The following is a 23,122-nucleotide window of genomic DNA, read 5'->3' as shown; positions in this document are numbered from 1 at the left end:
CAGGCTCCTTATGCATACTGCGTTTTATGCGTGATACTCGGCGCAGCGGGCTAGCAGAGTGTCAACCAGCCCCGCAATCAAACTGCAGGCAGTACAGGCGGGCATATTCGCCCCCCTGGGCCAGCAGCTGGTCATGGCTGCCCTGCTCCACGACCCTGCCCTGGCTGATGACCACGATTCGATCCGCATCCCGCACGGTGGACAGACGGTGGGCGATCACCAGGGCGGTGCGCCCCACCAGCAGACGGTGTACCCCTTCCTGGATCAACTCTTCGCTGGTGCTGTCCACACTGGCGGTGGCCTCATCCAGAATCAGCAATTCGGGATCAAAGGCCACGGCCCGCGCAAAGGAGATCAATTGCCGCTCCCCCAGCGAGAGGTCACTGCCCCGTTCGGCCAACTCCGTTTCATAGCCCTGGGGCAGCCGCTCAATGAAGCGGTCGGCCCCCACGGTGGCAGCGGCAGTCCGCACCCGCTTTTCTGCCTCCGGGTCACCGAGGCCGATGTTAAAGCCGACCGTACCGGCGAAGATCACCGGTTCCTGCTGCACCACCGCCATCCGCTGCCGCAGCTCAGTCAACGGGATCGTCCTGATGTCGATGCCGTCCAGCTGGATGCTGCCGCTGTCGATCTCGTACTGTCGCCCCAAAAGGCGCACCAGCGTAGTCTTGCCGCCACCGCTCCCCCCCACCAGGGCCACCCGCTCTCCCCGCTGCACGGACAGGTTGATAGCCGTGAGTGATGGTTCTCCTTGACGGTAGGCGAAGGAAACATCACGAAACGCCACCATGGCCGGCAGCGTCAAAGACCGATCGGCCTGCCGGGCCGGGACCTCTCCCACCGGACACTCTTCCGGCTCATCCAGCACCGCAAATATCCGCTCAAGGGCTGCCATGGCCCCCTGCATCACGCCATACTTGGCCGACAGATCTCGAATCGGACCGAAGAATTTCTCGATGTATTGGATAAAGGCCACCAGGGTACCGAAGGTCAGCGCCCCCTGCACAATCTGCCCACCGCCATACCAGACGATCAGGGCGATGGCCAGAGCGGAAAACATCTCAACGATGGCGTACAACGACGCATCCCAGCTGATCACCGGCAGGTTGGCATCACGGTGGGCCGCATTCAACTCGGAAAAACGGCTCGCCTCGTCCTGTTCGCGACCATAGGACTGTACCACCGCCATGCCGCCGATCACCTCGGCCAGGTGTCCGTTCATCCTGCCCAGACGTGCCCGCACCTCGCGAAAGGCCTGGCGCATATTGCGTCGGAACAACCAGGCCACGAAGATCAACGGCGGCAACACCGTGAAGGTCACCAGCGACAGCTGTGGCGCCATCCAGAGCATAGCCGCAATGATGCCGGCCAAAAGCAGCAGATCACCAACGATGGTGATGATGCCGGCGGCAAACATCTCCCCCAACGCCTCCACGTCGCTGGTCAGGCGGGTCACCGTGGCCCCGGTGGCGGTGCGGTCGAACCAGCGGGTCGGCAGCCGCAGCACATGGCTGAACAACGCCGTGCGCAGATCGTGCATCACCCGCTGTCCGATCGATTGCAGACCGTAGACCTCAAGCCAGACCAACAGCGCCTCCAGCGCCAGCACGGCCACAAAGAGGGCCGCCGGGCCAGGCAGCAGATCGAGCCGCCCCGGAACGATCACCCGGTCAATGGCATGCTTCAGGATCAGCGGCTGTGCCAGACGACACAACGCCAACAGCGGCAGCAGCAGCAGTATTCCCGCCACGCTCAGCCGATAGGGCATGACATAACGCATGAACCGGGCCAACAGACGGCTGTCGTAGGCCTTGCCGGCTATGGCATCTTCGTGCAGACCACCGTGGTGCATTGCAACACACTCCTCGCAGTGGAGCTTGTCAAAGCACCAGCCGCTTGTCAACCAGAAGCACGCAGCAATGAATCTGCTTTGCGATCAGTGACCTTTTTCAGGTATAGTGCCGGCATGCAGATCCGGCTCAATGAACAGGTAATCACCATCGACGGCGGGCTGACCGTCGGCCAGCTGGCGCAGCAACACCGGCCAGGGGCCGATGTACTGATCCTGAACGGCTTCCCCGCCTCAGCGGAGACCATGCTGTCGCCGGACGACGAGCTGTTTCTGATCAAGCGGGGCGAGATGCCACCAGCGGATGAATTGGAGTATCTGATGGCGGCCCGCCACACCCCTGGTATCCATGCCCGCCTGAAGGCGGCCTGCGTCGGCATTGCCGGGGTGGGCGGCCTGGGTTCCGCCGTGGCCGTAGCCCTGGCGCGGATCGGCGTCGGGCACCTGGTACTGGCTGATTTCGACCTGGTGGAGCCCTCCAACCTGAACCGCCAGCAGTACTTTGTGGATCAGCTGGGGATGCCCAAGGTGGAGGCCCTGGTCGAGACGCTGCGTCGCATCAATCCCTACCTGCAGCTGACCAGCCACTGCGTCGTACTCGATCCGGGCAACCTGCCCCTTATTTTCTCCCCCTGCAGTGTGCTGATCGAGGCCTTTGACCGGGCCGAGATGAAGGCCATGCTGGTGGACACGGCGATGGAAAGACTGCCGGGTGTTACCGTCATCGCCGCCTCAGGGGTGGCCGGCTACGGCAGCAACAACAGCATCCAGACCCGCCGCCTGAACCGGCGGCTCTACCTGGTGGGGGATGGCAGCTCCGAGGCAGCGCCGGGCAACGGGCTGATGGCGCCGCGGGTCGGCATCGCCGCCTGCCAGCAGGCCAACCAGGCGGTGCGCCTGATCCTGGGGGAAGAACTATGAGCCGGATTGCGGTCGCCATGAGCGGCGGGGTTGATTCATCGGTCACCGCCGCCCTGCTGAAACAGCAGGGGCATGAACTGATCGGCATCACCATGCACCTGTTTGAGCCCCAAAGCTGCGGGGCTGACTCAGCGGTTGACGATGCGGCGCGGGTGGCGCAACAGTTGGGTATCGAACACCATGTTGCCGACTTCGAACTGCCGTTCAAAGAGCAGGTGATTGACGACTTTATCAGCCAGTACCGTCAGGGACAGACTCCCAACCCGTGCGTCTGCTGCAACCGCTCGATCAAGTTCGGTCTGCTGCTGGACAGGGCCCGCGCGCTGGGGGCCGACCTGCTGGCCACCGGGCACTATGCGCAAAAAACCGTTGACCCGGATGGCACCTACCACCTGCGGGTTGCCGCCAACCGGGCCAAGGACCAGTCCTACTTCCTCTACACCCTTACCCAGCAGCAGCTGGCCCGGGTGCTCTTTCCGCTGGGCGCTATCGAGAGCAAGGACGAGGTGCGTCGGCTGGCTGAGCAATTCGGCCTGGACGTGGCCCACAAAGGGGACAGCCAGGAGGTCTGCTTCATCCCCGGTGATGACTACGTTGCATTTCTGGAAGGCCATGGAGTTAAGGCGCACCGCGGGGAGATCGTCCATGTTGACGGCACGGTGCTGGGCCGCCACCAGGGCACCCACCGCTACACCATCGGCCAGCGCAAGGGGCTGGGGATCGGCTGGAGCGAACCGTTGTATGTGATTGCCATCGATGCCGCCAGCAACCGGGTGGTGGTGGGTGAGCAGCCCCATGTCCTGACCGCCGGCCTGCTGGCGGAGGCGATGAGCTGGATCATCCCGCCGCAAGCGACGACCTTCGCAACCAGCTGCAAGATACGCTACCGTCACCAGCCGGTGCCCTGCCAGGTTACGCTTGAGGCCGACGGTCGCTGCAAGGTGCTGTTCGATCACCAGCAGAAGTCGGTCACGCCGGGGCAGTTTGTGGTTTTCTACCAGGACGACCAGGTGCTGGGCGGCGGGCGGATCGTTGCGCCCGTGGTTGCTAGCCACCCGTAATCCCGTTTGACATTGCGGTCTGCGTTCTGTTACAAAAATTGCTCGTGTGACTGGATCAGGGGAAGGGGGTGCGACTCCCCCGCTGTCCCGCAACTGTAACAGGGCCTGTCCCTGGAGCCAGAATACCTGCCAGCCACCTGCTTGAACTGCCTCCGGGGAGAGAGGCACCCAAGCCGGCTTACGCGCGACGCACCACCTGTCCCCCAACGGACAGGTTTTTTTGTTTCTGAAAGGCGGCCATGGCACCCACCACCCTGATTACCGGCGGCGTTCGCAGCGGCAAGAGCCGCTTTGCCGAGCAGCAGACCCTGCGCTATCAACCGCCGCTCTGCTACCTGGCCACCGCCCAGGCCCTCGACGACGAGATGGAGGAACGGATCGCCCAGCACCGGGCCCGGCGCGGTGCCGACTGGCAAACCGTGGAGGAGCCGCTGGCCTTGCCCCAGACCCTGGCCCGGCTGGACGGCACCTACGGCGCCATTCTGGTTGACTGTGTCACCCTCTGGCTGACCAACCTGCTGTTGGCCCGCGATCAGAACGACACCGAACGTAACGAACAGATTGTCGGTACTGTCCACCGTCTGGCCACCACCCTGCGCGCCATGCAAACACCGGTGATTCTGGTGACCAACGAGGTGGGCATGGGCATCGTACCGGAGCACCGGTTGGGCCGCCTGTTCCGCGACCTGGCCGGTCAGACCAACCAGATTCTGGCCGCCAGCTGCGACGAGGTCTACACCCTGATCTGCGGCCTGCCGCTCAAGCTCAAATAACCCAAGGAACCGAACTCCATGCAACGTCTCGAAACCGTTCTGAACCGGATCACCCCGCTCGATGCCGGCCTGCTGGCTGCCACCCAGGCGCGACTGGACTGCAAGACCAAGCCATTGGGCTCACTGGGCAGACTGGAAGAGTTTGCCTGCCGGCTGGTGGCCATCAGTGGCCAGCAGCAACCCGACCTGACAAAGAAGGTGATCTTCACCTTTGCCGCTGACCACGGCATCACCGAGGAGGGGGTCTCGCTCTACCCCAAAGCGGTGACCGCCCAGATGGTCTTTAATTTCCTGCAGGGCGGCGCCGGTGTAAACGTCTTGGCCCGCCATGCCGGGGCCGAGGTTCGGGTGGTGGATGTGGGGGTAGACCATGATTTCGGAGGCTGCCCCGGCCTGATTCACCGGAAGGTTGCCCGCGGTAGCGCCAACTTCGCCCAGGGACCGGCCATGAGCCGCGACCAGATGCTGGCGGCACTTATGGTGGGCATCGAGCTGGCCGATCAGTGCAAGGCAGAAGGGGTCGGCCTGGTGGGCACCGGCGAGATGGGGATCGGCAACACCAGCCCCTCCTCGGCCATCATCGCCGCCTTGAGTGGCCTTTCGGTGGAACAGGTTACCCACCGCGGCACCGGCATTGGCGACCAGGCGTTGGCCCTCAAGCTGGCCGCCATCACCAGGGGGCTGGCAATCAACAAGCCCGACCCCCGCGACCCGCTGGACGTGCTGCAGAAGGTAGGTGGCCTGGAGATCGCCGCCATTGCCGGGTTGGTGCTGGGCTGCGCCGCCAACAAGATCCCGGTCGTGATGGATGGCTTTATCTCCACTGCCGGCGCCCTGATCGCTGCGGAGCTGCATCCCAACCTGCGTGATCACCTGTTTGCCGCCCACGAATCAGTGGAGGTGGGGCACCGTTTCATGCTGGAACGGATCGGCGTGAAACCGATCCTTGATCTTGGGCTACGCCTGGGTGAAGGGACCGGCGGGGCGCTGGCCATGACCCTGATCGAGGCCGGCGTCAAGATCCTGGCTGAGATGGCCACCTTTGAACAGGCCGGCGTGGCCGGACACTGAAGGTCATCATGCGCCACCTCTTGATCGCCCTGCAGTTCCTGACCATCCTGCCGTTGCCATCGCCCAAGCGTTGCGAGGCAGGCGACCTAGGCCGTTCCACAGCCTGGTTTCCGCTGGCCGGATTTTTGATTGGCGGGCTACTCTGGCTGGCCGACCTGGCCCTGACCCCGCTCTTTCCGCGCCAGCTGACCGATGCCCTGCTGGTGACCTTGCTGGCCCTGATCACCGGCGGTCTGCACCTGGACGGCCTGGCCGATGTCTGCGACGGCCTGGCAGCCCGGGGCGACAAGCAGCGCTTCCTGGAGGTCATGAAGGATTCGCGGGTCGGCGCCATCGGCGTGACCGGGTTGGTGCTGGGATTGCTCGTCAAGTACGCAGCCCTGCTGGCGGTGCCGATGGACCTTAAACGGCCGGCCCTGCTGGCAGTGCCGGCACTGGCGCGCTTTGCCCAGCTGGTGGTGCTGGCCGGCAGCCGGTCGGCCCGTCCGGACGGCCTGGGAAATGCCTTTTTAGCTGGGCTGGGTCCCAACCAGCTGCTGCTGGCAACGGCCACCATCCTGCCACTGGCCTGGCTCAGCCTCCAGTTTACCGGACTGGTGGCCTGGCTGGTCGTAACGCTGTGGGCGCTGCTGACCCGCTGGTATTTCACCCGCCGTCTGGGGGGCATCAGCGGCGACATCGTTGGCTGCGCCTCTGAACTAGCCGAACTGCTTGCACTGCTTGCCGTTGTTGCCACAACGGCCATTCTAACCAGGATTTGAGCCACTTATGACCGCATTCACCCGCATCTATCTGATCCGCCACGGCCAAGTGGTTGGCCATGAACAACGCCGTTACAACGGCCACCATGATGTGGCCCTGACCGACCTGGGGGTCGAACAGTACCACCAACTGAAGGACCGCCTGTCCGATAAACGGATCTCGGCCTGTTACTCCAGCGACCTAACCCGTTGCCGGATCGGCGCCGACATCATCTGCCAGCAGTTTGGCATTCAGCCGGTGCATCGCAGCGAACTGCGCGAACTGAACATCGGCATCTGGGAGAGTCTGACTTGGCAGGAGATTCAGGGCCGCTGGCCAGAGGAATGGCAGGCCCGCCTCAACGATCTGGTCAACTATCGGGTGCCGCAAGGGGAAAACCTGCTGGATCTGCACAACCGGGCCATGCCGGTGGTACAGGAAGTGCTGGAACGGCACCAGGGCCAGGAGATACTGCTGGTGGGTCACGGCGGCCTGAACCGGATCATCCTGCTGAACGCCATCGGTGCGCCGTTGGCCAATATGTTCAACATTGAACAAAACTACGGCTGCCTGAATATCATCGATTACTATCCGGACGGACGGGCCACGGTGAAGCTGCTCAACGGCTAGCGCCGTGACGGCATGCTACACACCAAAACGGCCTGCGGAGATTTCCGCAGGCCGTTTATACTTCAAGCTATCTAGCAATCGAACTACTGGCCTTCAGCGGCCGTTTCAGGCGCACCGCCCTGCATAAACTCGGCCTGAGCCTTGAGCACGGCCTGCATCTGGCCCAGCTGCTCACCCAGCCAGGCGTGAATCATGGCTGCGGTCTGGAAGTTCATGGTGACCCCGGTCTCAATGAAACGGACCATGGTGCCGTTCAGGTTTTTGGGGTCGGCCTCGGTCATGGCGCCGATGCCACCTTCGGGGGTGATCTCGTGGGTTACTTCCTTGGGCAGGGCCGGACGCTCCTGATAAAAATGCATGACCAACTCACCACGGGGGGTGAAACCGCCCTGTACGCCGTTGGTGTAGGTCGGGTTGTAGGTGTAGTTAAAGATGTAGTTGAAGTTGATCTCCGGTTTGCGCTGATGACTCATTGATCTTGATTCCTCTCCGTTTTTTATCAAAAAGCCCTGTTGCTATAGCACATCCCCCACTCTGCTGGCAAGGTCTTGCTCGGCAAGCCCGATCCTTGACACCCTTTCCCCCCCCTGCTACAAACGGATGCAGCATTTTACACTCAAGCAGTCACCCCAAGGAGGTTCACACCATGCACCAACTCTGGACCAAGACACTTTGCCTGCTGATCACACTGACCATGTTCGCCACCTGCGCCTTTGCTGTTGAGCCGATGCTGCCGAACCCTAAAGATGCGGCAAAGGCGCGAATAGCTGAATCAAAATCCGCTGCCAAGGCTGAAGCAGCCAAGGCGACGGCAACCAAAGACGCTGTCAAGGCCAGCGCAAGCGACACCAAGGCAGCCGCAAAAGCCAAGACTGCAGATACCAAAGCAGCTGCCAAGACCAAGGCTGCCAGCCTGACCCAGGTCGACATCAACAACGCCAGCGAGGCCGAGCTGAAGGCGATACCCGGCATTGGCGAAGCCTACGCCGCCAAGATCGTTGCCGGCCGTCCTTATGCCAAGAAGGATCAGCTCAAATCGCGCAACATCCTGCCCGGTCCGGCCTACGATCAGGTGAAAGACCACCTCATCGCCAAGCAGCCTGCCCCGAAGAAAAAATAGACGCCGCGTCCGCTTTAAAAGCCACCATTTGACCTGTAAGGGCAGCCACTCGGCTGCCCTTTTTGTCTGCTTGACTTTACGCCAGCTGGCCCCTATTGTGTGTATTTCCTACGAACTATCAGGGAGTTGCAATGAAGCCGCTTTTTTTGAACCCCCCCACCTTTGAGGATTTTGATGGCGGCGCCGGCGCACGCTATCAGGCCTCCCGCGAGGTGACCTCATTCTGGTATCCCACCTGGCTCTGTTTCCCGGCCGGCATGATTGCCGGTAGCCGGGTGGTGGACGCCCCGGTTCAAAAACTCAGCCTAGACGACTGCCTTAACATCGCCAAAGAGTTCGATATGGTGGTGCTGTACACCTCCACCCCCACCCTGGCGATCGATATCGAGACCGCGCGACGGATCAAGGAGGTCAAGCCGGACATCGTCACCGTACTGACCGGCCCCCATGTCACCATCCTGCCGGAGGAATCGCTCAAGGCAGGCCAAGGGGCCATCGACATCGTCTGCCGTGGTGAGTTCGACTACTCCACCAAGGAGTTGTGCGAGGGGCGCGACTGGGCAAAGGTCGACGGCATCAGCTTCATCAAGGACGGAGTAACCATCCACACCCCGGACCGCCCGCTGATCGAGGACCTCGACGCCCTGCCTTTTGTGGCGCCGGTCTATAAGCGCGATCTGCCGATCAAGGACTACGTCATCCCCCACTTCAAAAGCCCCTACGTCTCGATCTACTCCAGCCGCGGCTGCCCGTCCAGGTGCATCTACTGCCTCTGGCCCCAGACCTTTTCCGGCCAGCGGATGCGCACCCGTTCGCCGCAGAACGTCTTTGAAGAGGTCAAATGGATCGTGGACAACATCCCGGAGATGCGGGAGCTGTCCTTTGACGACGACACCTTCACCGCCAATCGCCAACACGCCCGCGAGATTGCCGGCCTGCTCAAGCCGCTGGGCATCTCCTGGACCATCAACGCCCGCGCCAACTGCGACTATGAGACCCTGAAGATCATGCGCGAGGCAGGTCTGCGCCATGTGGTGGTGGGCTATGAGACCGGTAACGAGCAGATTCTGAAGAACATCAAGAAGGGGATCACCAAAGAGCAGGCGATCCAGTTCACCAAGGACTGCAAGAAACTGGGGCTATCGATCCATGGCGCCTTCATCATGGGCCTGCCGGGCGAGGGCCGCGAGACGATCCGCGAGACCATCGAATTTGCCAAACAGCTGGACCTGAACTCGATCCAGGCCTCGCTGGCCTCGCCCTACCCCGGCACCGAGTTTTACCGCCTGGCCAAGGAGCAGGGCTGGATCACTTCGGATGATTTCATCGACAGCACCGGCCACCAGAAATGCGTGATTAACTACCCCAACCTGACCAACGCCGAAATCTTCAACTCGGTGGAGGAGTTCTACAACAAGTTCTACTTCAGGCCCAGCTACATCCTGCGCAGTATCGGCAGGATGATCGTGGACAGCGAAGAACGTAACAAGCTGCTCAAAGAAGGCCGGCAGTATCTGAACTACATGCAGAAACGCCGTGCGGGGCACTGTTGAGACGGCTGATCGTCACTGCCGACGATTTCGGCCTGTCAAGCGTCGTTAACCGCGCCGTAGAGCTGGCCTGGCAACAGGGCATCCTGACCCAGACCTCGCTGATGGCGGGCGGCACAGCCTTTGATGAGGCGGTAGAGATCGCCAGACGCAACCCCGGCCTGCAGGTGGGGCTGCACCTGACCCTGGTGCAGGGTCGGCCGGTGCTGCCGCCGGAACAGATTCCCGGCCTGGTGGAAACGAACGGCTGTTTTCCCGACAACCCGGTGACGGCTGGCATGAAGCTGTTCTTTGACCCGACGCTACGGTTGCAACTGCGGGCCGAGATCGAGGCCCAGATCAACAAGATCAAACAGGCCGGCATCCCGCTCTCCCATATCGACGGCCACCTCAACATCCAGATGCACCCCACGGTGTTTGCCCTCTTGATCGAGCTGATGCCGCTGCACGGTATTACCAGCTTCCGGATTACCCGCGAACGCCTGTTGAGAAACCTGCGGCACGACCGTTCCCGGATCGTCGGCAAGACAATGGAGCGCCTGATCTTTGGCGCCCTGTCCGCCCATGCTGTCCCCAGCCTCACGTGGCACGGCATCGTGCATGCCGCCGAGGTCAAAGGGATACTCAATTCGGGCCACATCACGGAAGGGTACCTGCTGGCGCTGCTGGACGAACTGAGCTCCGGCACCACCGAGCTCTACCTGCACCCCGGCTGCCTGCCGGATGACGAGATCAGCCGCCGCATGCCCGACTACCAGCATGAGCAGGAGCTGTCGGCCCTGCTGTCACCGGCTGCCAAACAGCGCCTTATAGAGCGGGACATCCGCTTATGCAACTATCGGGGAGACGAAAAAAGCTATGCTTAAGACCATCGTACTGATGCTGATGGCGGTGACCGCCGGCACCGTGGGTGACCTGTTGCTGGCCAAGGGGATGAAGGAGTTGGGCGACCTCTCCACCATGAACCTGCGCGGCATCATGGAGGTGGCGCTACGGGCCATGACTGAATGGAAGATCGTGGTGGGCACCGCCATGCTGGCACTGTTCTTCTTTCTGTGGTTGGCGGTGCTCTCCTGGGAAGATCTGTCGGTGGCACTGCCGCTACAGGCCCTCAACTACGTACTGGTGGCACTGTTGGCCAAGTATCTACTGCACGAACAGGTCTCACCGCTACGCTGGGCCGGCATCATCCTGGTCTGTATCGGGGTGATGCTGATCACCAAAAGCAGCGCCGACACCAAGCAAACAGCAACCGAGCTGGCGACTGTCAGCAGCAGTGAATCAGAGACAAGGGGATAACGCATGCTTCAGAACAACACCATCGGCTTCATCGGCGGCGGCAACATGGCCGAGGCGATCATCAAAGGACTGGTGGCCGGCGGCATGGCGCCGCGCAACATTGTGGTCTCCGACCCGGTGCTGGATCGCCGCGCCCACCTGGCCACCAGCCTGCAGGTGCGCACCAGCGACGACAACAGCGAGGTGGCCAAAGAGGCCGATCTGATCGTGCTGGCCATCAAACCGCAGTTGGCGGCCAGTGTGTTGTCATCGCTCGAGGGGGCAGTCACGCCTCAAAAACTGGTGGTCTCGATCATGGCCGGCATCTCCACCACCTTTATCGAAGAGTCACTCCTGAATGGCTGCCGCGTCGTTCGCGCCATGCCCAACACCCCCGCCCTGGTACAAACCGGAGCCACCGCCATCTGCGGCGGGCGGCGGGCAACTGCCGAAGATATAGAGACGGCTCGCGAACTGTTTCATCTGGTGGGGACCGTCTATCAGGTCGCTGAAAAACAGATGGATGCCGTAACCGGGGTTTCCGGCAGTGGACCGGCCTACGCCTTTACCTTCATCGAGGCGCTGGCAGACGCCGGTGTCAAGAACGGACTGACGCGGGAAGTGTCGGTTGGACTGGCCGTGCAGACCGTTTTGGGGGCCGCACGCCTGGTGCAGGAGAGTGGCGAGCATCCGGCGGTGCTGCGCGACCGGGTCAGCTCGCCGGGTGGCACCACCATCGCCGCCCTGCATGCCCTTGAAAATGGCCGCTTCCACGGCCTGATCATGGACGCGGTGGATGCGGCAGTTAAACGATCCAAGGAACTGGCCGGCATCAAACTGCTGTAGCAACAGAACAACCTCAGCAACGTGAAAGCGGGTGCAGCCCCTTGGCTGCACCCGCTTTGTCATGTCCCCTGTTTGCTGTTCAGCTGTTCGTACAAGGCGATCTGCTCAGCCTGCGACAACTGCCGCTTGCAACACCCCCTCTTGAGACAGAGGTGACAACGGTCATCGGAGCACCACTGACAAAAGCTGCAGTCAGGACAGGGGTGCTTCTTGGGGGGACTCGCATCGCTCAATATGCCACATTCCTTTTGACCGCATTGCCGGTCAACAACTGTTCAAAGGCTTTGCCCTGGTCGGCATTCACCAGCAGATAACGCGGCAGTATCTGCAGTTTTTCGCTTCTGTTGGCATGACGTCGCTCAATAGAAAAGGTGCCGACATACCCGGCTGACCGGGCCTGCCGCAACAGATAATCATCATAGATGCCAAAGGGCCAGGCCAGCAGATCCACCGATCCGCCCAACTCCTGCTCGATCTTGCGTTTCGACTTGGTCAATTGTTCCATCACCAGCTTGTCCAAGGCGGCCGGCTGCAGTTTTCTGCGTTCCCGTTTGAAGTTGGGATGCCAGTAGGTATGGGATTGAAAATCGAACAGGCCGGTCTTTTTCAATTCACGCAGCTGATCCCAGGTCATGGCGTACTTGGCGTTTGAGATGGCCGAAGGATAGACAAAGACCGTAACCGGAAAACGGTATCTGCGTATAATAGGCAACATATCGCTGTAAACCGACCGGTGGGCATCGTCCTCCACGATCACCACCGACTTCGGGGCCGGGGCAGCTCCTTTGCCCTGGTACCACAACACCAGCTGGCGCAACGGAATCACCTTGTAACCGTTATCATGCAGGTACTTCATCTGGGCTTCAAAGACCGAGGTCTTGACGGTCATGCCATCGGCCACAGTGGCACCAAAGCGGTGGTAGAGCAGGATCGGTACCGAGACATCATGGGGAACGGCGGCAAACCCAACCGAGGAGCAGCACAGCGAGATCACCAGGGACAACACAGCAACAAAACGTGACATCAAACCAGACCTTTCAGGTAAAAAGACGTATCAGGCTCGCACCAGATAGACCGAGCAGGGCGCCAGCTCTGCCACCCGATGCGAGACACTTCCCTTGAGACGGCGCTGGAGAAAACCTTTGCCGGAGCTGCCGATCACGATCACGTCAACCCCTTCCTCCTTGGCAAACTCCACCAACTTTTCGGCCGGCTCGCCAGCCTCGACAATCATTTCCAAGGGGATGTCATACTCGGCAGCACTCTTCTCGATGATATAAAAGATCCGTTTGCGAATATCCTCCCACTGTTCGCTTTCAGTCAACGGCTTGACCGGTACGAAGTCAGAGTAGGATGAACTCTGGGCGTTGGGCACCACCAACAGTGCATAAATCTTGCTCTTGAACTGACTGCGGTTACCGGCCGCCATCCGCACCGCCTCTTCGGCAGCCTTATCCGAGTAGGGGGAACCATCTATGGCCACCAGTATCTTTTTTCTCAGATTCAGCATGACCGCTCCAGGATGTTTTATTTTTTTGATTTTCTGAACAAAAATTGGTCAGCATGCGTCATAAAATATAATGCAATCGTTCACACTTGACAATTATAAAACATTTTTCTATATTCATCGCACTGTCGACTCTCAGGTCGGCATACCCATATCACCGCTTTTCAGGATTCCGAACTCATGGCCAAAAAAGAAAAATCAGAATATCTGATTCAAGCAGTATCTCACGCCCTCGACCTGCTGGAGCAGTTCCACGACGAGGTCGACGAACTGGGCGTAACCGAACTCTCAAAACGGCTGAAGCTGCACAAAAACAACGTCTTCCGCCTGCTGGCCACCCTTGAATCCCGTGATTATATCGAGCAGAACAAAGTAACCGAAAACTACCGGCTGGGGCTTAAAACCTTGGAGCTGGGCCAGACCTTCATCAAGCAGATGGGTCTGCTGCGCCAGTCGAAGCCGGTGTTGGAATCCCTGGTGAAAGAATGTAATGAAACCACCTATGTGGCGATCCTCAAGGACTTTCACATCATCTACCTGGATGCGGAAGAAACCAACATGACGGTGCGGGTTGTACCACGGGTAGGCTCCCGCCTGCCGGCCTACTGCACAGCAGCCGGCAAGGTCCAGATCGCCTACATGAGCGATGAAGAGCTGGATCACTTCATGCCACAGCGCGAGCTGGACCAGTTCACCGCTAACACCATCACTGACCGCGAGACACTGAAAAAGGAACTGCGTGTCATTGCAGAGCAGGGATTCGCCATTGACAACGAGGAGCTGGACGAGGGCGTCCGCTGCGTCGGCGCTCCGATTCGCGATTACACCCGCCGCATTATCGGTGCAGTCAGCATCTCCGGCCCCTCAATGCGTTTCTCTGATGAGCGGATCAAAAAAGAGCTGACCCCGCTGGTGATCCGTGCAGCCGAAGAGATCTCAGCCAAGCTGGGCTTCCAGAAGTAACCTCCCCTTTTAATGCAAAAAAGCCGGTGCGCTGGTTAAGCGTGCCGGCTTTTTCATGGGCAGAGATTTCTAAAACAAGGTATCGCGCTGCAAGATCTTATCAAAGCCGCCTTCTGGCTTGGGTGCTTTATAGTCGACACACTTGGCCCACGCCACCAAGGCATCATCCACATCCTTCTTTTGCTCACCGCTCATCTTGTCATACCCCAACTCTGCGGCCGGGGTCAGCAAGATCTGCACAAACTGTCGATAATCAACATTGGCAGGCAGCTTTTCAACCACGCAGGTGCAGTAGCCTTCCACTCCGACCACCTTCATGCATTGATCGCGCTTAACCGGCAGCGACTGCTTAAGCAGCTTAAGCGCCCGCAACTCGTTGATCTGCCGCTCCAGCTTTTCGATCTTTTCCAACAGCTCTGCCTGTTTTTTGGGATCTTCCTCAGCCAGACAGACCGAAGGCAGTCCAAAGGCCAGCAAAGCAGCAACCAGTAGTACGATCTTCATCATCAGCCCCCCCTTTGAGACACAAAAGGCACCTGCCCAGCGGACAGATGCCTTGTTAAAGTTAGATGGTGCCCGGAGCCGGAGTCGAACCAGCGACACGTGGATTTTCAGTCCACTGCTCTACCAACTGAGCTATCCGGGCGAAGAGCTTTTGTTTATATACAGCTTGTTGCCTGCTGTCAACACGAAAAAGCACTTAGGCCGCCTTGATCGGGATATAGTTGCAGAACGGCTCTTCGGCCATGTAGTCACCATGCACCGCATCCGCCCGAGCACGACAACCACCGCAGACATTGATGTATTCACACTGTCCGCACTTGCCTTTATAGGCCTTGAAGTTGCGCAGGTCTTTAAATATCTCCGAATGCTCCCAGATCTCACGAAACGGCGTCTGCTTAACATTTCCCGCAACCCGATGGAAGTATGAGCATGGCTTGACATTGCCAAAGCAGTCGATCAGACAGATGCTCTGGGCAGCGATACAGCCTTTGCCGCCTCCTGTCGAAAAGGTCAGCGAGCGCCGCTGAAACGCAACCCCTTCAGCCTTGGCTTTCTGGGGCACGATGCGATAATAGTGCGGCGCACAGGTCGGCCGCATCAGGATCTCGTCTTCCAGCTTTTCCTGCTGATAGTGCCAATCCAGAATCTCCTCGTAATCCTCCTTGGAGATCAGTTCGTTCATGATCTCCTCGCCACGGCCAGTGGGAACAATCATGAACATATACCAGGCAGTAGCCCCCAGCGATTTTGCCAGCTTGAAGGTGGCCGCTATGTCGTGCTGATTACGCTTGGTAAAAGACGAGTTGATCAAAAACTTCTGGCCATGTTTACGAAACAGCTCGGCAGCCCGTATAACCCCCTCAAAGGCGCCGGGACACTGCCTGAAGTTGTCATGAATGGCGGCAGTCGATCCGTCAAGCGACAGCGAGACCATCTTGATATCGGCGGCCTTCATCTGCTCGCAGACCTCATCCGTTACCAGTGATCCATTGGTAGCCATACACATCCGCAGCCCCAGCGAGGTGCCGTAGCGGGCCAATTCAAAGATGTCGGGACGCATCAGCGGCTCCCCACCGGAAAGCACCACCACAGGCTTGGAAAAGGCCGCAATCTCGTCCAGCAGATCCTTACCTTCCTGCGTAGCAAAATCACCTTCTGACGAGGTCAGCTCAGATGAACAGCGGCAATGCACACAGCGCAAGTTGCATCGCTGGGTGGTTTCCCAGGCGATCCACTTCGGCAGATACTCTGTTGTCATGAAAACTCCTGAAAGCTGTACCAACTCAAGTAGCGGTATCGTAAGCGAAACAAGCCTAAAACTCAAGGCTATATCCGCACTGGAGGACCACACAGCGGATGAATCAGCTTGAATCTGCAGCCTGGTTCTGTTATAGACAAGCATTAGTAAGCAGCCTGCCGAAAAAGCGGCCCCACAACAAGGAGATATGGCATGTCCACATCCCAGATGGTCATGTATGATGAGGAGTTTCAAGAAATTAACGCCGTCATTGAACGGCTCCTCAAAGATTCAAACTCAAAGGTAATCTTTCTGGTTGATAAAAACGGCCAACTGATCTCCGGCGTTGGCGAAACCGAGCGTTTCGACACCACTTCACTGGCATCACTGACCGCAGGCAACATTGCCGCCACTGGCGGCCTTGCCAAACTGATCGGTGAAAAAGAATTTTCAATCCTCTTTCACGAGGGCGAGAAGGACAATCTGCATATCTCCATCGTCGGCGGCCGCGTCATCCTGGTCGTACTGTTTGACAACCGCTCCTCACTGGGGCTGGTTCGCTTACGGGTCAAAAAATCCTCCGAGGAACTGTCTACCATCTTCGAAAAGCTGATGAAAAAGTCAGAAGAACAGGCCAAGTCCGGCAACTCGTCGTTCCCGTTTGCCGAAATTACCGATGACGACATCGATAACCTGTTCAGTTAGCCAGCCCCCTCGAGGTACGCAGCATGTCTTTCATCAACTATGCATCCCGTGAAATAAACTGCAAGATTGTGTACTACGGCCCCGGACTGTGCGGCAAGACGACCAACCTGCAGCATGTTTACTCCAAGACGGCTCCTGAGGCCAAAGGCAAGATGATCAGCTTGGCAACCGAAACCGAGCGCACCCTGTTTTTCGACTTCCTGCCACTGGCCCTGGGCGAGATACGCGGTTTCAAGACCCGCTTTCACCTCTACACGGTACCGGGCCAGGTCTTTTATGACGCATCACGCAAGCTCATCCTGAAGGGCGTCGACGGCATCGTGTTTGTCGCCGACTCCCAGGAAGAGCGGATGGATGCCAACGTCGAATCCCTTGAAAACCTCAGGCATAACCTTAAAGAACAAGGCTACGACCTGGACAAGCTTCCCTACGTCGTACAGTACAACAAGCGAGATTTGCCCAATGCGGTTTCTGTTGATGAGCTTCGCAAAGAGTTAAACCCCACCAACGTGCCTGATTTTGAGGCCTGCGCCTCAACCGGCGAAGGCGTATTTGAAACACTCAAGGCTGTGGCCAAGCTTATCCTGGTAGACCTTAAAAAAGGCAAGTAATCTTAACTAATATTAGCCAGAGACGTGGCAACATTGACGTCGCTAAACAATGCTTGCTTTTAGTACTAAAACTGTGTATAGATAAAAATCCTCGCTCAGAGAGAGGAGAGATGGCCGAGAGGCCGAAGGCGCTCGCCTGCTAAGCGAGTATACTGGGACAACCGGTATCGAGGGTTCGAATCCCTCTCTCTCCGCCATATGTTTTACTGTTGCACCATGCGCTTGTAGCTCAGCTGGATAGAGTACCAGACTACGAATCTGGGTGTCGGGAGTTCGAATCTCTCCAAGCGCGCCATACACAAACGGGTCAGGATGTTATGCTTCCTGACCCGTTTTCCGTACGGAGGTACGTCGGTCGCTGGTGGGCCGCCCGGTCTTCAAAACCGGTGGAGGGGATGAGAAATCTCCTCGGTGGGTTCGATTCCCATGTACCTCCGCCAAACTCATCACGTTTAAGGCCGGCAGACGCAGTATTTCGCGTTTTCCGGCTTTTTCTTTTATAGAAGCACACCCAAACCCGACACAGCACAGAATAGACGTAACAAAGCAAAAATGGCGGTCCTTATGCAAGGACCGCCATTTTTGGTAACTGAATATAAATACAAAGGCCTTAGATCAGCTTTACCGCCGCCTCTGCAAACTGCAGCAGATAGGAAGGCACGATGCCCGGCACCAAGGAGCCAAGACCAGAAATGACCAGGGCCAGGGTAATCGGAGCGGAAACTGAAACCCAACTAAACTCCTCTTCTGCCGGCTTCATGTACATGAATACCATCACCCGCAGGTAGTAGTAAACCGAAGCGGCGCTGTTCAGCACACCGATCACAGCCAGCCAGACATACCCGGCCTCTACGGCGCCGGAGAACAGGTAGAACTTGCCGATGAAGCCGGCGGTAGGCGGCATGCCGGCCAGGGAGAACAGGAACAGGGTCATGACAGCAGCCAAGGCCGGCCGCTTATGGCCCAGACCGGCAAAGTCCTGGACATTGCCGTTGGTCTCGCCTTGCTTGGCTACCAGTACCACGATGGCAAAGGCACCAATGTTCATGAAGGCGTAGGACAGCATGTAGAACAGAATACCAGCAGTACCGGTTGAATTAGCGGCGGTAAAGCCAACCAGGGCATAGCCGGCATGAGCGATGGAAGAATAGGCCAGCATCCGCTTGATGTTGTCCTGACGCAGGGCGGTGATGTTACCGACCGTCATGGTCAATACGGCCAAAATCCAGAGCAGGTCGGACCAATCGGCCTGCAGTGTGGGGAAGGCCACCAGGAACATACGCAGGAAGGCGGCAAAACCTGCTGCTTTGGGGCCAGCAGACATCAGGGCCGTGATCGGCGTCGGGGCACCTTCGTAGACGTCCGGAGTCCACATATGGAACGGAGCGGCGGCGATCTTGAAGGCGAAGCCGGTCAGGATCAACAAGGCACCGATCAGGAACATGGTGCTCGGTGCTTGCATCTGGGCGGCTGCAGCGGCGATCTTGGCGATCCGGGTCGTGCCGGTGGCGCCATAGACCAGTGCCATGCCGTACAGCAGAAAGCCGGTGGAGAAGGCACCCAGCAAGAAGTATTTCATGCCGGATTCGTTGGATTTAACACTGGCGCGATTGAAACCGGCCAGCACATACAGTGAGATCGACATCAGCTCAAGGCCGAGGAAGATGGTCATCATGTCGGTGCCGGAGGCCATCAGCATCATACCAACGGTGGTGAACAGCACCAGCGGATACAACTCACCGTGGTTGCAGCCTTCACGCTCCATGTACTGGTCGCTGATCAGGACTGCCAAGCCAGCGGCAACCACAAAGATGATCTTGAAGAAGATCGCAAAGTTGTCCAGCACCACCGAGCCGCTGAAACTCTCGATGGTTTGTCCCCAGCCGCTGGCGGCAGCACAGCCGGCAGCCACAAGGCCTGCCAGACTGAGCCAGGCCAGGTATCCCTTGGACTTGGAGGGCACGAAGACGTTAACCAGCAGCAGCGCCATACCGACCACCGAAAGGATGACCTCCGGCATGATGGTGGCGAGGTTAATCGTCTGAAATAGTTGGGCTACATTGATTTCCATTGAACAGTCCTCCAGGAACGTTGACTCAGTTGGCTAGTGACCGGCCGGCTTATCAGCAGCAGGCTGAACCGGAGCAGCTTCAGGCTGCACTGCTACAGGGGCTTCAACCTTGGCAGTTGCCACCGGCTCAATGCGGGCCTTGGCAATTACCTTTTTGACGGACGGGGTCATCTTTTCAATGAACGGGTTCGGGTACACACCCATCACGAAGATCAGCACGATCAGCGGCACCATGATGGCAATTTCACGCAGGTTCAGGTCTTCCAGTACCTGGTTCTTGGGATTATCCAGTTCGCCGAACATGACGCGCTGGAACATCCAGAGCATGTAGACAGCAGCAAAGATAACACCACTGGAGGCGATCACCGCCCACCAGCGCAGGGAGCTTTCGAAGGCGCCCACCAGGATCAGGAATTCACCAACAAACCCGTTGGTACCAGGCAGACCAACCGACGACAGGGTCACGATCATGAAAATGGTTGCAAAGATCGGCATCTGCTTGGAAAGGCCACCAAAGTCAGTGATCAGACGGGTGTGACGACGCTCGTAGATGAAGCCGACGATAAGGAACAGTGCGCCGGTGGAGACGCCGTGGTTCAGCATCTGCAGCATACCGCCAGTGACGCCCTGCTCGTTAAGGGCGAACACGCCCAGCATAACAAAGCCCAAGTGGGCCACCGAGGAGTAGGCCACCAGCTTCTTGACATCCTCTTGCACCATGGCCACCAGTGCAGCGTAGATAATGCCGATCACTGCCAGAGTGGCGATCAGCGGGGTGAACTGGTGGGTCGCCTCAGGGAAGAGCGGCATGGCAAAACGAACATAACCGTAGGTACCCATCTTCAGCAGGATGGCGGCCAGGATCACAGAACCGGCAGTCGGCGCTTCGGTGTGGGCATCGGGCAACCAGGTGTGCAGCGGGAACATCGGCACCTTGATGGCAAAGGCGAAGGCAAAGGCCAAGAACAGCCAGGTCTGAGTTGCCGGATCAACCTTCAGATCAAAGAAGTGCAGCAGGCTGAAATCGGTAATGCCAGCCTTGGTACCCAGGAAGTACAGGTAGATCAAGGCAACCAGCATCAGCAATGAACCAACCATGGTGTAGACGAAGAACTTGACCGCAGCATAGATCCGGTTCTTGCCACCCCAGATACCGATCATGAAGTACATCGGGATCAGCATAACTTCCCAGAAGATATAGAACAGGAACAGGTCGAGCGAGATGAACGCGCCCAGCATACCGGTCTCAAGCAGCAGCAGGCAGATCATGTACTCCTTCACCTTCTCTTCGACTGCGGTGTAGGTTGACAGCACCGCAATCGGCATGATGAAGGTGGTCAGGATCACCAGCCAGAGGCTGATGCCGTCAATACCGATGTTATAGCGCATGGCGAACGGACCGGCAGCGATCCAGGGTACGTTCTCCACGAACTGATAGTCGGCGATGGTCTGGAAGCCGGTCAAGATCGGCAGCGAGACCACAAAGGTGGCGATCGTCGTCAACATCGCGACGCCGCGCAGGACACCTTTGCTCTCCTTGGGGATGAAGAGCAGCAGGAGCACCCCCAGGATCGGCAGAAAGGTCATTACGCTCAGAATGTTACTCATCGAATCTGCTCCTTTATACAGAATGCGAAACGGAACGTTACTTAAACAGATAGTAACCGACGATCACGACCACGCCGAAGGCCATGGTCCAAGCATAGTTGTAAATCTGGCCGGTCTGCAGGTAACGGGTGACGCCGCCAAAGGCCATCACTACGTGGGCAACGCCATTCACCAGGCCATCCACCACCAACACGTCAAACCCTTTCCAGAGGAAGTTACCCAGCGACTTGCAGGGATTGACAATCATAAAGTCGTACAGTTCGTCGATGTACCACTTGTTGTACACAGCGCGGTGCAGTGCCGGGAAGGCGCTGGTGAACTTTTTGGGCAGCTCGGGGTTCACCAGGTACAGTACGGCAGCAATCGAGATACCGATCAGGGCGATCACCACGGAGATACCCATTAGGCCCCACTCAAGGGCATGACTGTGATGCTCGGCATGCGCATGAGCCTTCATGTACTCATTGGCATTGGCAAAGACCGGCTCCAGGTAATGCTCCAGATAGTTGGGCATACCGCCCAGCACGTCGCCGATCAGCTTGGGCATGCCGATGTAACCACCCACGATGGACAGCAGGGCCAGCACGATCAGCGGGATCACGATCACCATCGGCGACTCGTGCAGGTGCTTCTCAGCACCTTCCTTGATGCGGCACTTGCCGAAGAAGGTCATGAAGACCAGACGGAACATGTAGAAGGCGGTCAGCAGGGCGGCACAGGCACCCAAGCCCCACAAAAGCTTGTTCAGATCGCCATGCAGCGGGTTGGCAAAGGCGTACCACAGGATCTCGTCTTTAGAGAAGAAGCCTGCGAAGCCAGGGATACCCGCAATGGCGATGGTTGCGATCAGGAAGGTCATAAAGGTCAGCGGCATATGCTTCTTGAGGCCGCCCATGTTACGCATATCCTGGGCATCGTCATGGGAGTGGATGTGATGCAGGGCACCGTGCATGGAGTGGATAACGGCACCGGAACCAAGGAACAGACAGGCCTTGAAGAAGGCGTGGGTCATCAGGTGAAACACACCAGCGGTAAAGGCGCCAACCCCCATGGCCAGGAACATGTAGCCCAGTTGAGAAACGGTGGAGTAGGCCAGCACGCGCTTGATGTCGTTCTGGGCAGTACCGATGGTGGCGGCAAACAGGGCAGTACAGCCACCGACCACGGCAACCACCATCATGGTCTCAGGGGAGCGGATGAACAGATAGCTCATCCGGCCAATCATGTAAACACCAGCGGTAACCATGGTGGCAGCGTGGATCAGGGCGGAGACTGGTGTCGGGCCTTCCATGGCGTCGGGCAACCAAGTGTACAGCGGAATCTGGGCTGATTTACCAGTGGCACCCAGGAAGAAGCAGAGGGTAATCACCGTTACAATGCCGCCGGTAGGCAGCAGATGGGCATTGGCAGCCATTTCGGTAAACTGGATGGTCCAGACGTTGTGGGTCTGGCCCATGAACCAGAACAGGGTGAAGGTACCCAGCAGGAAACCGAAGTCACCAACCCGGTTCATCACGAAAGCCTTCTTGCCGGCGTCACCGGCGGACTTCTTATGGAAGTAGTAGCCGATCAGCAGGTAGGAGCAGAGACCCACACCTTCCCAGCCGACGAACATCAGCAGCAGGTTGTTACCCATGACCAGCAGCAGCATGGAGAAGACGAACAGGTTCAGGTAGGCAAAGAACCGGTAGAAGCCTTCTTCACCGTGCATGTAGCCGATGGAGTACACATGGATCAGGAAACCGATACCGGTGACCACCAGCAGCATCAAGCAGGACAGCGGATCAATTAGGAAGGCGATGTCGGCATTGAAGGTGCCGGCAGTCATCCAGGTAAAGATCTTGACGTTGACCACCCGCTCCTCTGCAGGGAGACCGATCAACTTGAGGAAGGTCATGACGGATACTATGAACGAGCAGAGTACCGCAAAGGCGCCAATCGAGCCAATGACTGTCTCATTCTTGATCTTCTTACCCAGCAAACCGTTGATCAGAAACCCGATCAGGGGAAACAGGGGTATCAGCCACACGTTGTCGAACATTGAGCTACTCCTTTATTCAATTCGTCTTATCAAGT

23 protein-coding genes, 4 tRNA genes and 1 riboswitch are annotated in these 23,122 nt (G+C 58.3%); of the genes, 17 read left to right on the top strand and 10 right to left on the bottom strand.

Features of this window, described 5'->3' with window-relative positions; all coding sequences use genetic code 11:
* Positions 1-61 precede the first annotated feature (61 nt).
* Positions 62-1,852 carry an ABC transporter ATP-binding protein gene (locus RBQ93_RS01210; protein ID WP_320370169.1) on the bottom strand — a complete coding sequence of 597 codons (1,791 nt, stop codon included), beginning with the start codon at positions 1,850-1,852 and terminating at the stop codon, positions 62-64.
* A gap of 114 nt (positions 1,853-1,966) precedes the next feature.
* Here RBQ93_RS01210 and thiF point away from each other — a divergent pair, with 114 nt between their 5' ends.
* The 6 genes from thiF to cobC all read left to right on the top strand — a co-directional run bounded on the left by thiF (position 1,967) and on the right by cobC (position 7,046).
* Entirely contained in the window at positions 1,967-2,770 is an 804-nt protein-coding gene (gene thiF / locus RBQ93_RS01205; RefSeq protein ID WP_320370168.1) for a sulfur carrier protein ThiS adenylyltransferase ThiF, read from the top strand.
* On the top strand, positions 2,767-3,831 hold the full coding sequence (mnmA, locus tag RBQ93_RS01200) for a tRNA 2-thiouridine(34) synthase MnmA (protein ID WP_320370167.1): 1,065 nt from the start codon (positions 2,767-2,769) through the stop codon (positions 3,829-3,831). The genes thiF and mnmA overlap by 4 nt, the downstream gene beginning before the upstream one ends.
* A 25-nt stretch (positions 3,832-3,856) precedes the next feature.
* A riboswitch (cobalamin riboswitch) is annotated at positions 3,857-3,980 on the top strand.
* A 90-nt stretch (positions 3,981-4,070) separates the two neighbouring features.
* The gene (gene cobU, locus RBQ93_RS01195) at positions 4,071-4,604 is read left to right on the top strand and encodes a bifunctional adenosylcobinamide kinase/adenosylcobinamide-phosphate guanylyltransferase (RefSeq protein WP_320370166.1); all 534 of its coding nucleotides are present in this window, start codon (positions 4,071-4,073) and stop codon (positions 4,602-4,604) included.
* Between the two features lie 18 nt (positions 4,605-4,622).
* Positions 4,623-5,675, top strand: coding sequence for a nicotinate-nucleotide--dimethylbenzimidazole phosphoribosyltransferase (cobT, locus tag RBQ93_RS01190; RefSeq protein ID WP_320370165.1), 1,053 nt, complete (start codon positions 4,623-4,625; stop codon positions 5,673-5,675).
* Positions 5,676-5,683: 8 nt separating this feature from the next.
* A complete protein-coding gene (cobS, locus tag RBQ93_RS01185) occupies positions 5,684-6,436 on the top strand; it encodes an adenosylcobinamide-GDP ribazoletransferase (protein ID WP_320370164.1) in 753 nt (250 codons plus the stop codon).
* Between the two features lie 7 nt (positions 6,437-6,443).
* On the top strand, positions 6,444-7,046 hold the full coding sequence (gene cobC, locus RBQ93_RS01180) for an alpha-ribazole phosphatase (RefSeq protein WP_320370163.1): 603 nt from the start codon (positions 6,444-6,446) through the stop codon (positions 7,044-7,046).
* Positions 7,047-7,129: 83 nt separating this feature from the next.
* Here cobC and RBQ93_RS01175 read toward each other — a convergent pair whose 3' ends face one another.
* Positions 7,130-7,519 carry a hypothetical protein gene (locus RBQ93_RS01175; protein ID WP_320370162.1) on the bottom strand — a complete coding sequence of 130 codons (390 nt, stop codon included), beginning with the start codon at positions 7,517-7,519 and terminating at the stop codon, positions 7,130-7,132.
* A gap of 173 nt (positions 7,520-7,692) precedes the next feature.
* Between RBQ93_RS01175 and RBQ93_RS01170 the strand changes: the two genes are divergently transcribed.
* The 5 genes from RBQ93_RS01170 (at position 7,693) to proC (ending at position 11,840) form a co-directional block, all read left to right on the top strand.
* Positions 7,693-8,166 carry a helix-hairpin-helix domain-containing protein gene (locus RBQ93_RS01170; protein WP_320370161.1) on the top strand — a complete coding sequence of 158 codons (474 nt, stop codon included), beginning with the start codon at positions 7,693-7,695 and terminating at the stop codon, positions 8,164-8,166.
* 131 nt (positions 8,167-8,297) lie between these two features.
* Positions 8,298-9,719, top strand: coding sequence for a hopanoid biosynthesis associated radical SAM protein HpnJ (gene hpnJ / locus RBQ93_RS01165; protein ID WP_320370160.1), 1,422 nt, complete (start codon positions 8,298-8,300; stop codon positions 9,717-9,719).
* Positions 9,716-10,582 (top strand): hopanoid biosynthesis-associated protein HpnK, encoded by an 867-nt coding sequence (gene hpnK, locus RBQ93_RS01160; RefSeq protein ID WP_320370159.1) that lies wholly within the window; start codon positions 9,716-9,718, stop codon positions 10,580-10,582. The genes hpnJ and hpnK overlap by 4 nt, the downstream gene beginning before the upstream one ends.
* Positions 10,575-11,015: an EamA family transporter gene (locus RBQ93_RS01155; protein ID WP_320370158.1), complete on the top strand. Its 441-nt coding sequence runs from the start codon at positions 10,575-10,577 to the stop codon at positions 11,013-11,015. The genes hpnK and RBQ93_RS01155 overlap by 8 nt, the downstream gene beginning before the upstream one ends.
* Positions 11,016-11,018: 3 nt before the next feature.
* Positions 11,019-11,840, top strand: coding sequence for a pyrroline-5-carboxylate reductase (proC, locus tag RBQ93_RS01150; protein ID WP_320370157.1), 822 nt, complete (start codon positions 11,019-11,021; stop codon positions 11,838-11,840).
* Positions 11,841-12,069: 229 nt separating this feature from the next.
* Here the strand turns inward: proC and RBQ93_RS01145 are convergent, their stop codons facing one another.
* On the bottom strand, positions 12,070-12,864 hold the full coding sequence (locus tag RBQ93_RS01145) for a polysaccharide deacetylase family protein (protein ID WP_320370156.1): 795 nt from the start codon (positions 12,862-12,864) through the stop codon (positions 12,070-12,072).
* A 30-nt stretch (positions 12,865-12,894) separates the two neighbouring features.
* Positions 12,895-13,350, bottom strand: a complete 456-nt coding sequence (locus RBQ93_RS01140) for a universal stress protein (protein ID WP_320370155.1) — start codon at positions 13,348-13,350, stop codon at positions 12,895-12,897.
* A 177-nt stretch (positions 13,351-13,527) separates the two neighbouring features.
* Here RBQ93_RS01140 and RBQ93_RS01135 point away from each other — a divergent pair, with 177 nt between their 5' ends.
* Positions 13,528-14,310 carry an IclR family transcriptional regulator gene (locus tag RBQ93_RS01135; RefSeq protein WP_320370154.1) on the top strand — a complete coding sequence of 261 codons (783 nt, stop codon included), beginning with the start codon at positions 13,528-13,530 and terminating at the stop codon, positions 14,308-14,310.
* Positions 14,311-14,379: 69 nt separating this feature from the next.
* Here RBQ93_RS01135 and RBQ93_RS01130 read toward each other — a convergent pair whose 3' ends face one another.
* The 3 genes from RBQ93_RS01130 to RBQ93_RS01120 form a co-directional block, all read right to left on the bottom strand.
* Entirely contained in the window at positions 14,380-14,817 is a 438-nt protein-coding gene (locus RBQ93_RS01130) for a hypothetical protein (RefSeq protein WP_320370153.1), read from the bottom strand.
* Positions 14,818-14,880: 63 nt separating this feature from the next.
* Positions 14,881-14,956: transfer RNA gene (locus tag RBQ93_RS01125), tRNA-Phe, on the bottom strand.
* Positions 14,957-15,010: 54 nt separating this feature from the next.
* Entirely contained in the window at positions 15,011-16,072 is a 1,062-nt protein-coding gene (locus RBQ93_RS01120) for a radical SAM/SPASM domain-containing protein (protein WP_320370152.1), read from the bottom strand.
* A gap of 192 nt (positions 16,073-16,264) precedes the next feature.
* Between RBQ93_RS01120 and RBQ93_RS01115 the strand changes: the two genes are divergently transcribed.
* The 5 genes from RBQ93_RS01115 (at position 16,265) to RBQ93_RS01095 (ending at position 17,807) form a co-directional block, all read left to right on the top strand.
* A complete protein-coding gene (locus tag RBQ93_RS01115; protein ID WP_320370151.1) occupies positions 16,265-16,756 on the top strand; it encodes a roadblock/LC7 domain-containing protein in 492 nt (163 codons plus the stop codon).
* A 23-nt stretch (positions 16,757-16,779) separates the two neighbouring features.
* On the top strand, positions 16,780-17,367 hold the full coding sequence (locus RBQ93_RS01110; RefSeq protein ID WP_320370150.1) for a GTP-binding protein: 588 nt from the start codon (positions 16,780-16,782) through the stop codon (positions 17,365-17,367).
* A 104-nt stretch (positions 17,368-17,471) separates the two neighbouring features.
* Positions 17,472-17,564, top strand: a tRNA-Ser gene (locus RBQ93_RS01105).
* A 21-nt stretch (positions 17,565-17,585) separates the two neighbouring features.
* Positions 17,586-17,662: transfer RNA gene (locus tag RBQ93_RS01100), tRNA-Arg, on the top strand.
* A gap of 47 nt (positions 17,663-17,709) precedes the next feature.
* Positions 17,710-17,807, top strand: a tRNA-Sec gene (locus RBQ93_RS01095).
* Between the two features lie 170 nt (positions 17,808-17,977).
* Here RBQ93_RS01095 and RBQ93_RS01090 read toward each other — a convergent pair.
* Genes RBQ93_RS01090 through nuoL form a run of 3 tightly spaced genes read right to left on the bottom strand, consistent with a single transcriptional unit; the run spans position 17,978 to position 23,087 of the window.
* Positions 17,978-19,438, bottom strand: a complete 1,461-nt coding sequence (locus RBQ93_RS01090) for an NADH-quinone oxidoreductase subunit N (protein WP_320370149.1) — start codon at positions 19,436-19,438, stop codon at positions 17,978-17,980.
* Between the two features lie 33 nt (positions 19,439-19,471).
* Complete coding sequence (locus RBQ93_RS01085) at positions 19,472-21,046, bottom strand: NADH-quinone oxidoreductase subunit M (protein ID WP_320370148.1); 1,575 nt, start codon at positions 21,044-21,046, stop codon at positions 19,472-19,474.
* 37 nt (positions 21,047-21,083) lie between these two features.
* On the bottom strand, positions 21,084-23,087 hold the full coding sequence (gene nuoL / locus RBQ93_RS01080; RefSeq protein WP_320370147.1) for an NADH-quinone oxidoreductase subunit L: 2,004 nt from the start codon (positions 23,085-23,087) through the stop codon (positions 21,084-21,086).
* Positions 23,088-23,122 lie beyond the last annotated feature (35 nt).

It is taken from the genome of Trichlorobacter sp. (genome assembly GCF_034008105.1).
GTDB lineage: Bacteria > Desulfobacterota > Desulfuromonadia > Geobacterales > Pseudopelobacteraceae > Trichlorobacter.
Note: the sequence above shows the minus strand (reverse complement) of the source record. Positions and strands in the feature narration are given on the sequence as shown.

Coding starts and splice junctions, on each gene's coding strand:
- RBQ93_RS01130 (WP_320370153.1), bottom strand. CDS start 14,817: ATGATGAAGATCGTACTACTGGTTGCTGCTTTGCTGGCCTTTGGACTG.
- proC (WP_320370157.1), top strand. CDS start 11,019: ATGCTTCAGAACAACACCATCGGCTTCATCGGCGGCGGCAACATGGCC.
- cobU (WP_320370166.1), top strand. CDS start 4,071: ATGGCACCCACCACCCTGATTACCGGCGGCGTTCGCAGCGGCAAGAGC.
- RBQ93_RS01085 (WP_320370148.1), bottom strand. CDS start 21,046: ATGAGTAACATTCTGAGCGTAATGACCTTTCTGCCGATCCTGGGGGTG.
- RBQ93_RS01115 (WP_320370151.1), top strand. CDS start 16,265: ATGTCCACATCCCAGATGGTCATGTATGATGAGGAGTTTCAAGAAATT.
- RBQ93_RS01155 (WP_320370158.1), top strand. CDS start 10,575: ATGCTTAAGACCATCGTACTGATGCTGATGGCGGTGACCGCCGGCACC.
- RBQ93_RS01210 (WP_320370169.1), bottom strand. CDS start 1,852: ATGCACCACGGTGGTCTGCACGAAGATGCCATAGCCGGCAAGGCCTAC.
- nuoL (WP_320370147.1), bottom strand. CDS start 23,087: ATGTTCGACAACGTGTGGCTGATACCCCTGTTTCCCCTGATCGGGTTT.
- RBQ93_RS01090 (WP_320370149.1), bottom strand. CDS start 19,438: ATGGAAATCAATGTAGCCCAACTATTTCAGACGATTAACCTCGCCACC.
- RBQ93_RS01170 (WP_320370161.1), top strand. CDS start 7,693: ATGCACCAACTCTGGACCAAGACACTTTGCCTGCTGATCACACTGACC.
- RBQ93_RS01175 (WP_320370162.1), bottom strand. CDS start 7,519: ATGAGTCATCAGCGCAAACCGGAGATCAACTTCAACTACATCTTTAAC.
- mnmA (WP_320370167.1), top strand. CDS start 2,767: ATGAGCCGGATTGCGGTCGCCATGAGCGGCGGGGTTGATTCATCGGTC.
- RBQ93_RS01135 (WP_320370154.1), top strand. CDS start 13,528: ATGGCCAAAAAAGAAAAATCAGAATATCTGATTCAAGCAGTATCTCAC.
- hpnJ (WP_320370160.1), top strand. CDS start 8,298: ATGAAGCCGCTTTTTTTGAACCCCCCCACCTTTGAGGATTTTGATGGC.
- thiF (WP_320370168.1), top strand. CDS start 1,967: ATGCAGATCCGGCTCAATGAACAGGTAATCACCATCGACGGCGGGCTG.
- RBQ93_RS01140 (WP_320370155.1), bottom strand. CDS start 13,350: ATGCTGAATCTGAGAAAAAAGATACTGGTGGCCATAGATGGTTCCCCC.
- RBQ93_RS01120 (WP_320370152.1), bottom strand. CDS start 16,072: ATGACAACAGAGTATCTGCCGAAGTGGATCGCCTGGGAAACCACCCAG.
- cobS (WP_320370164.1), top strand. CDS start 5,684: ATGCGCCACCTCTTGATCGCCCTGCAGTTCCTGACCATCCTGCCGTTG.
- RBQ93_RS01145 (WP_320370156.1), bottom strand. CDS start 12,864: ATGTCACGTTTTGTTGCTGTGTTGTCCCTGGTGATCTCGCTGTGCTGC.
- cobT (WP_320370165.1), top strand. CDS start 4,623: ATGCAACGTCTCGAAACCGTTCTGAACCGGATCACCCCGCTCGATGCC.
- RBQ93_RS01110 (WP_320370150.1), top strand. CDS start 16,780: ATGTCTTTCATCAACTATGCATCCCGTGAAATAAACTGCAAGATTGTG.
- cobC (WP_320370163.1), top strand. CDS start 6,444: ATGACCGCATTCACCCGCATCTATCTGATCCGCCACGGCCAAGTGGTT.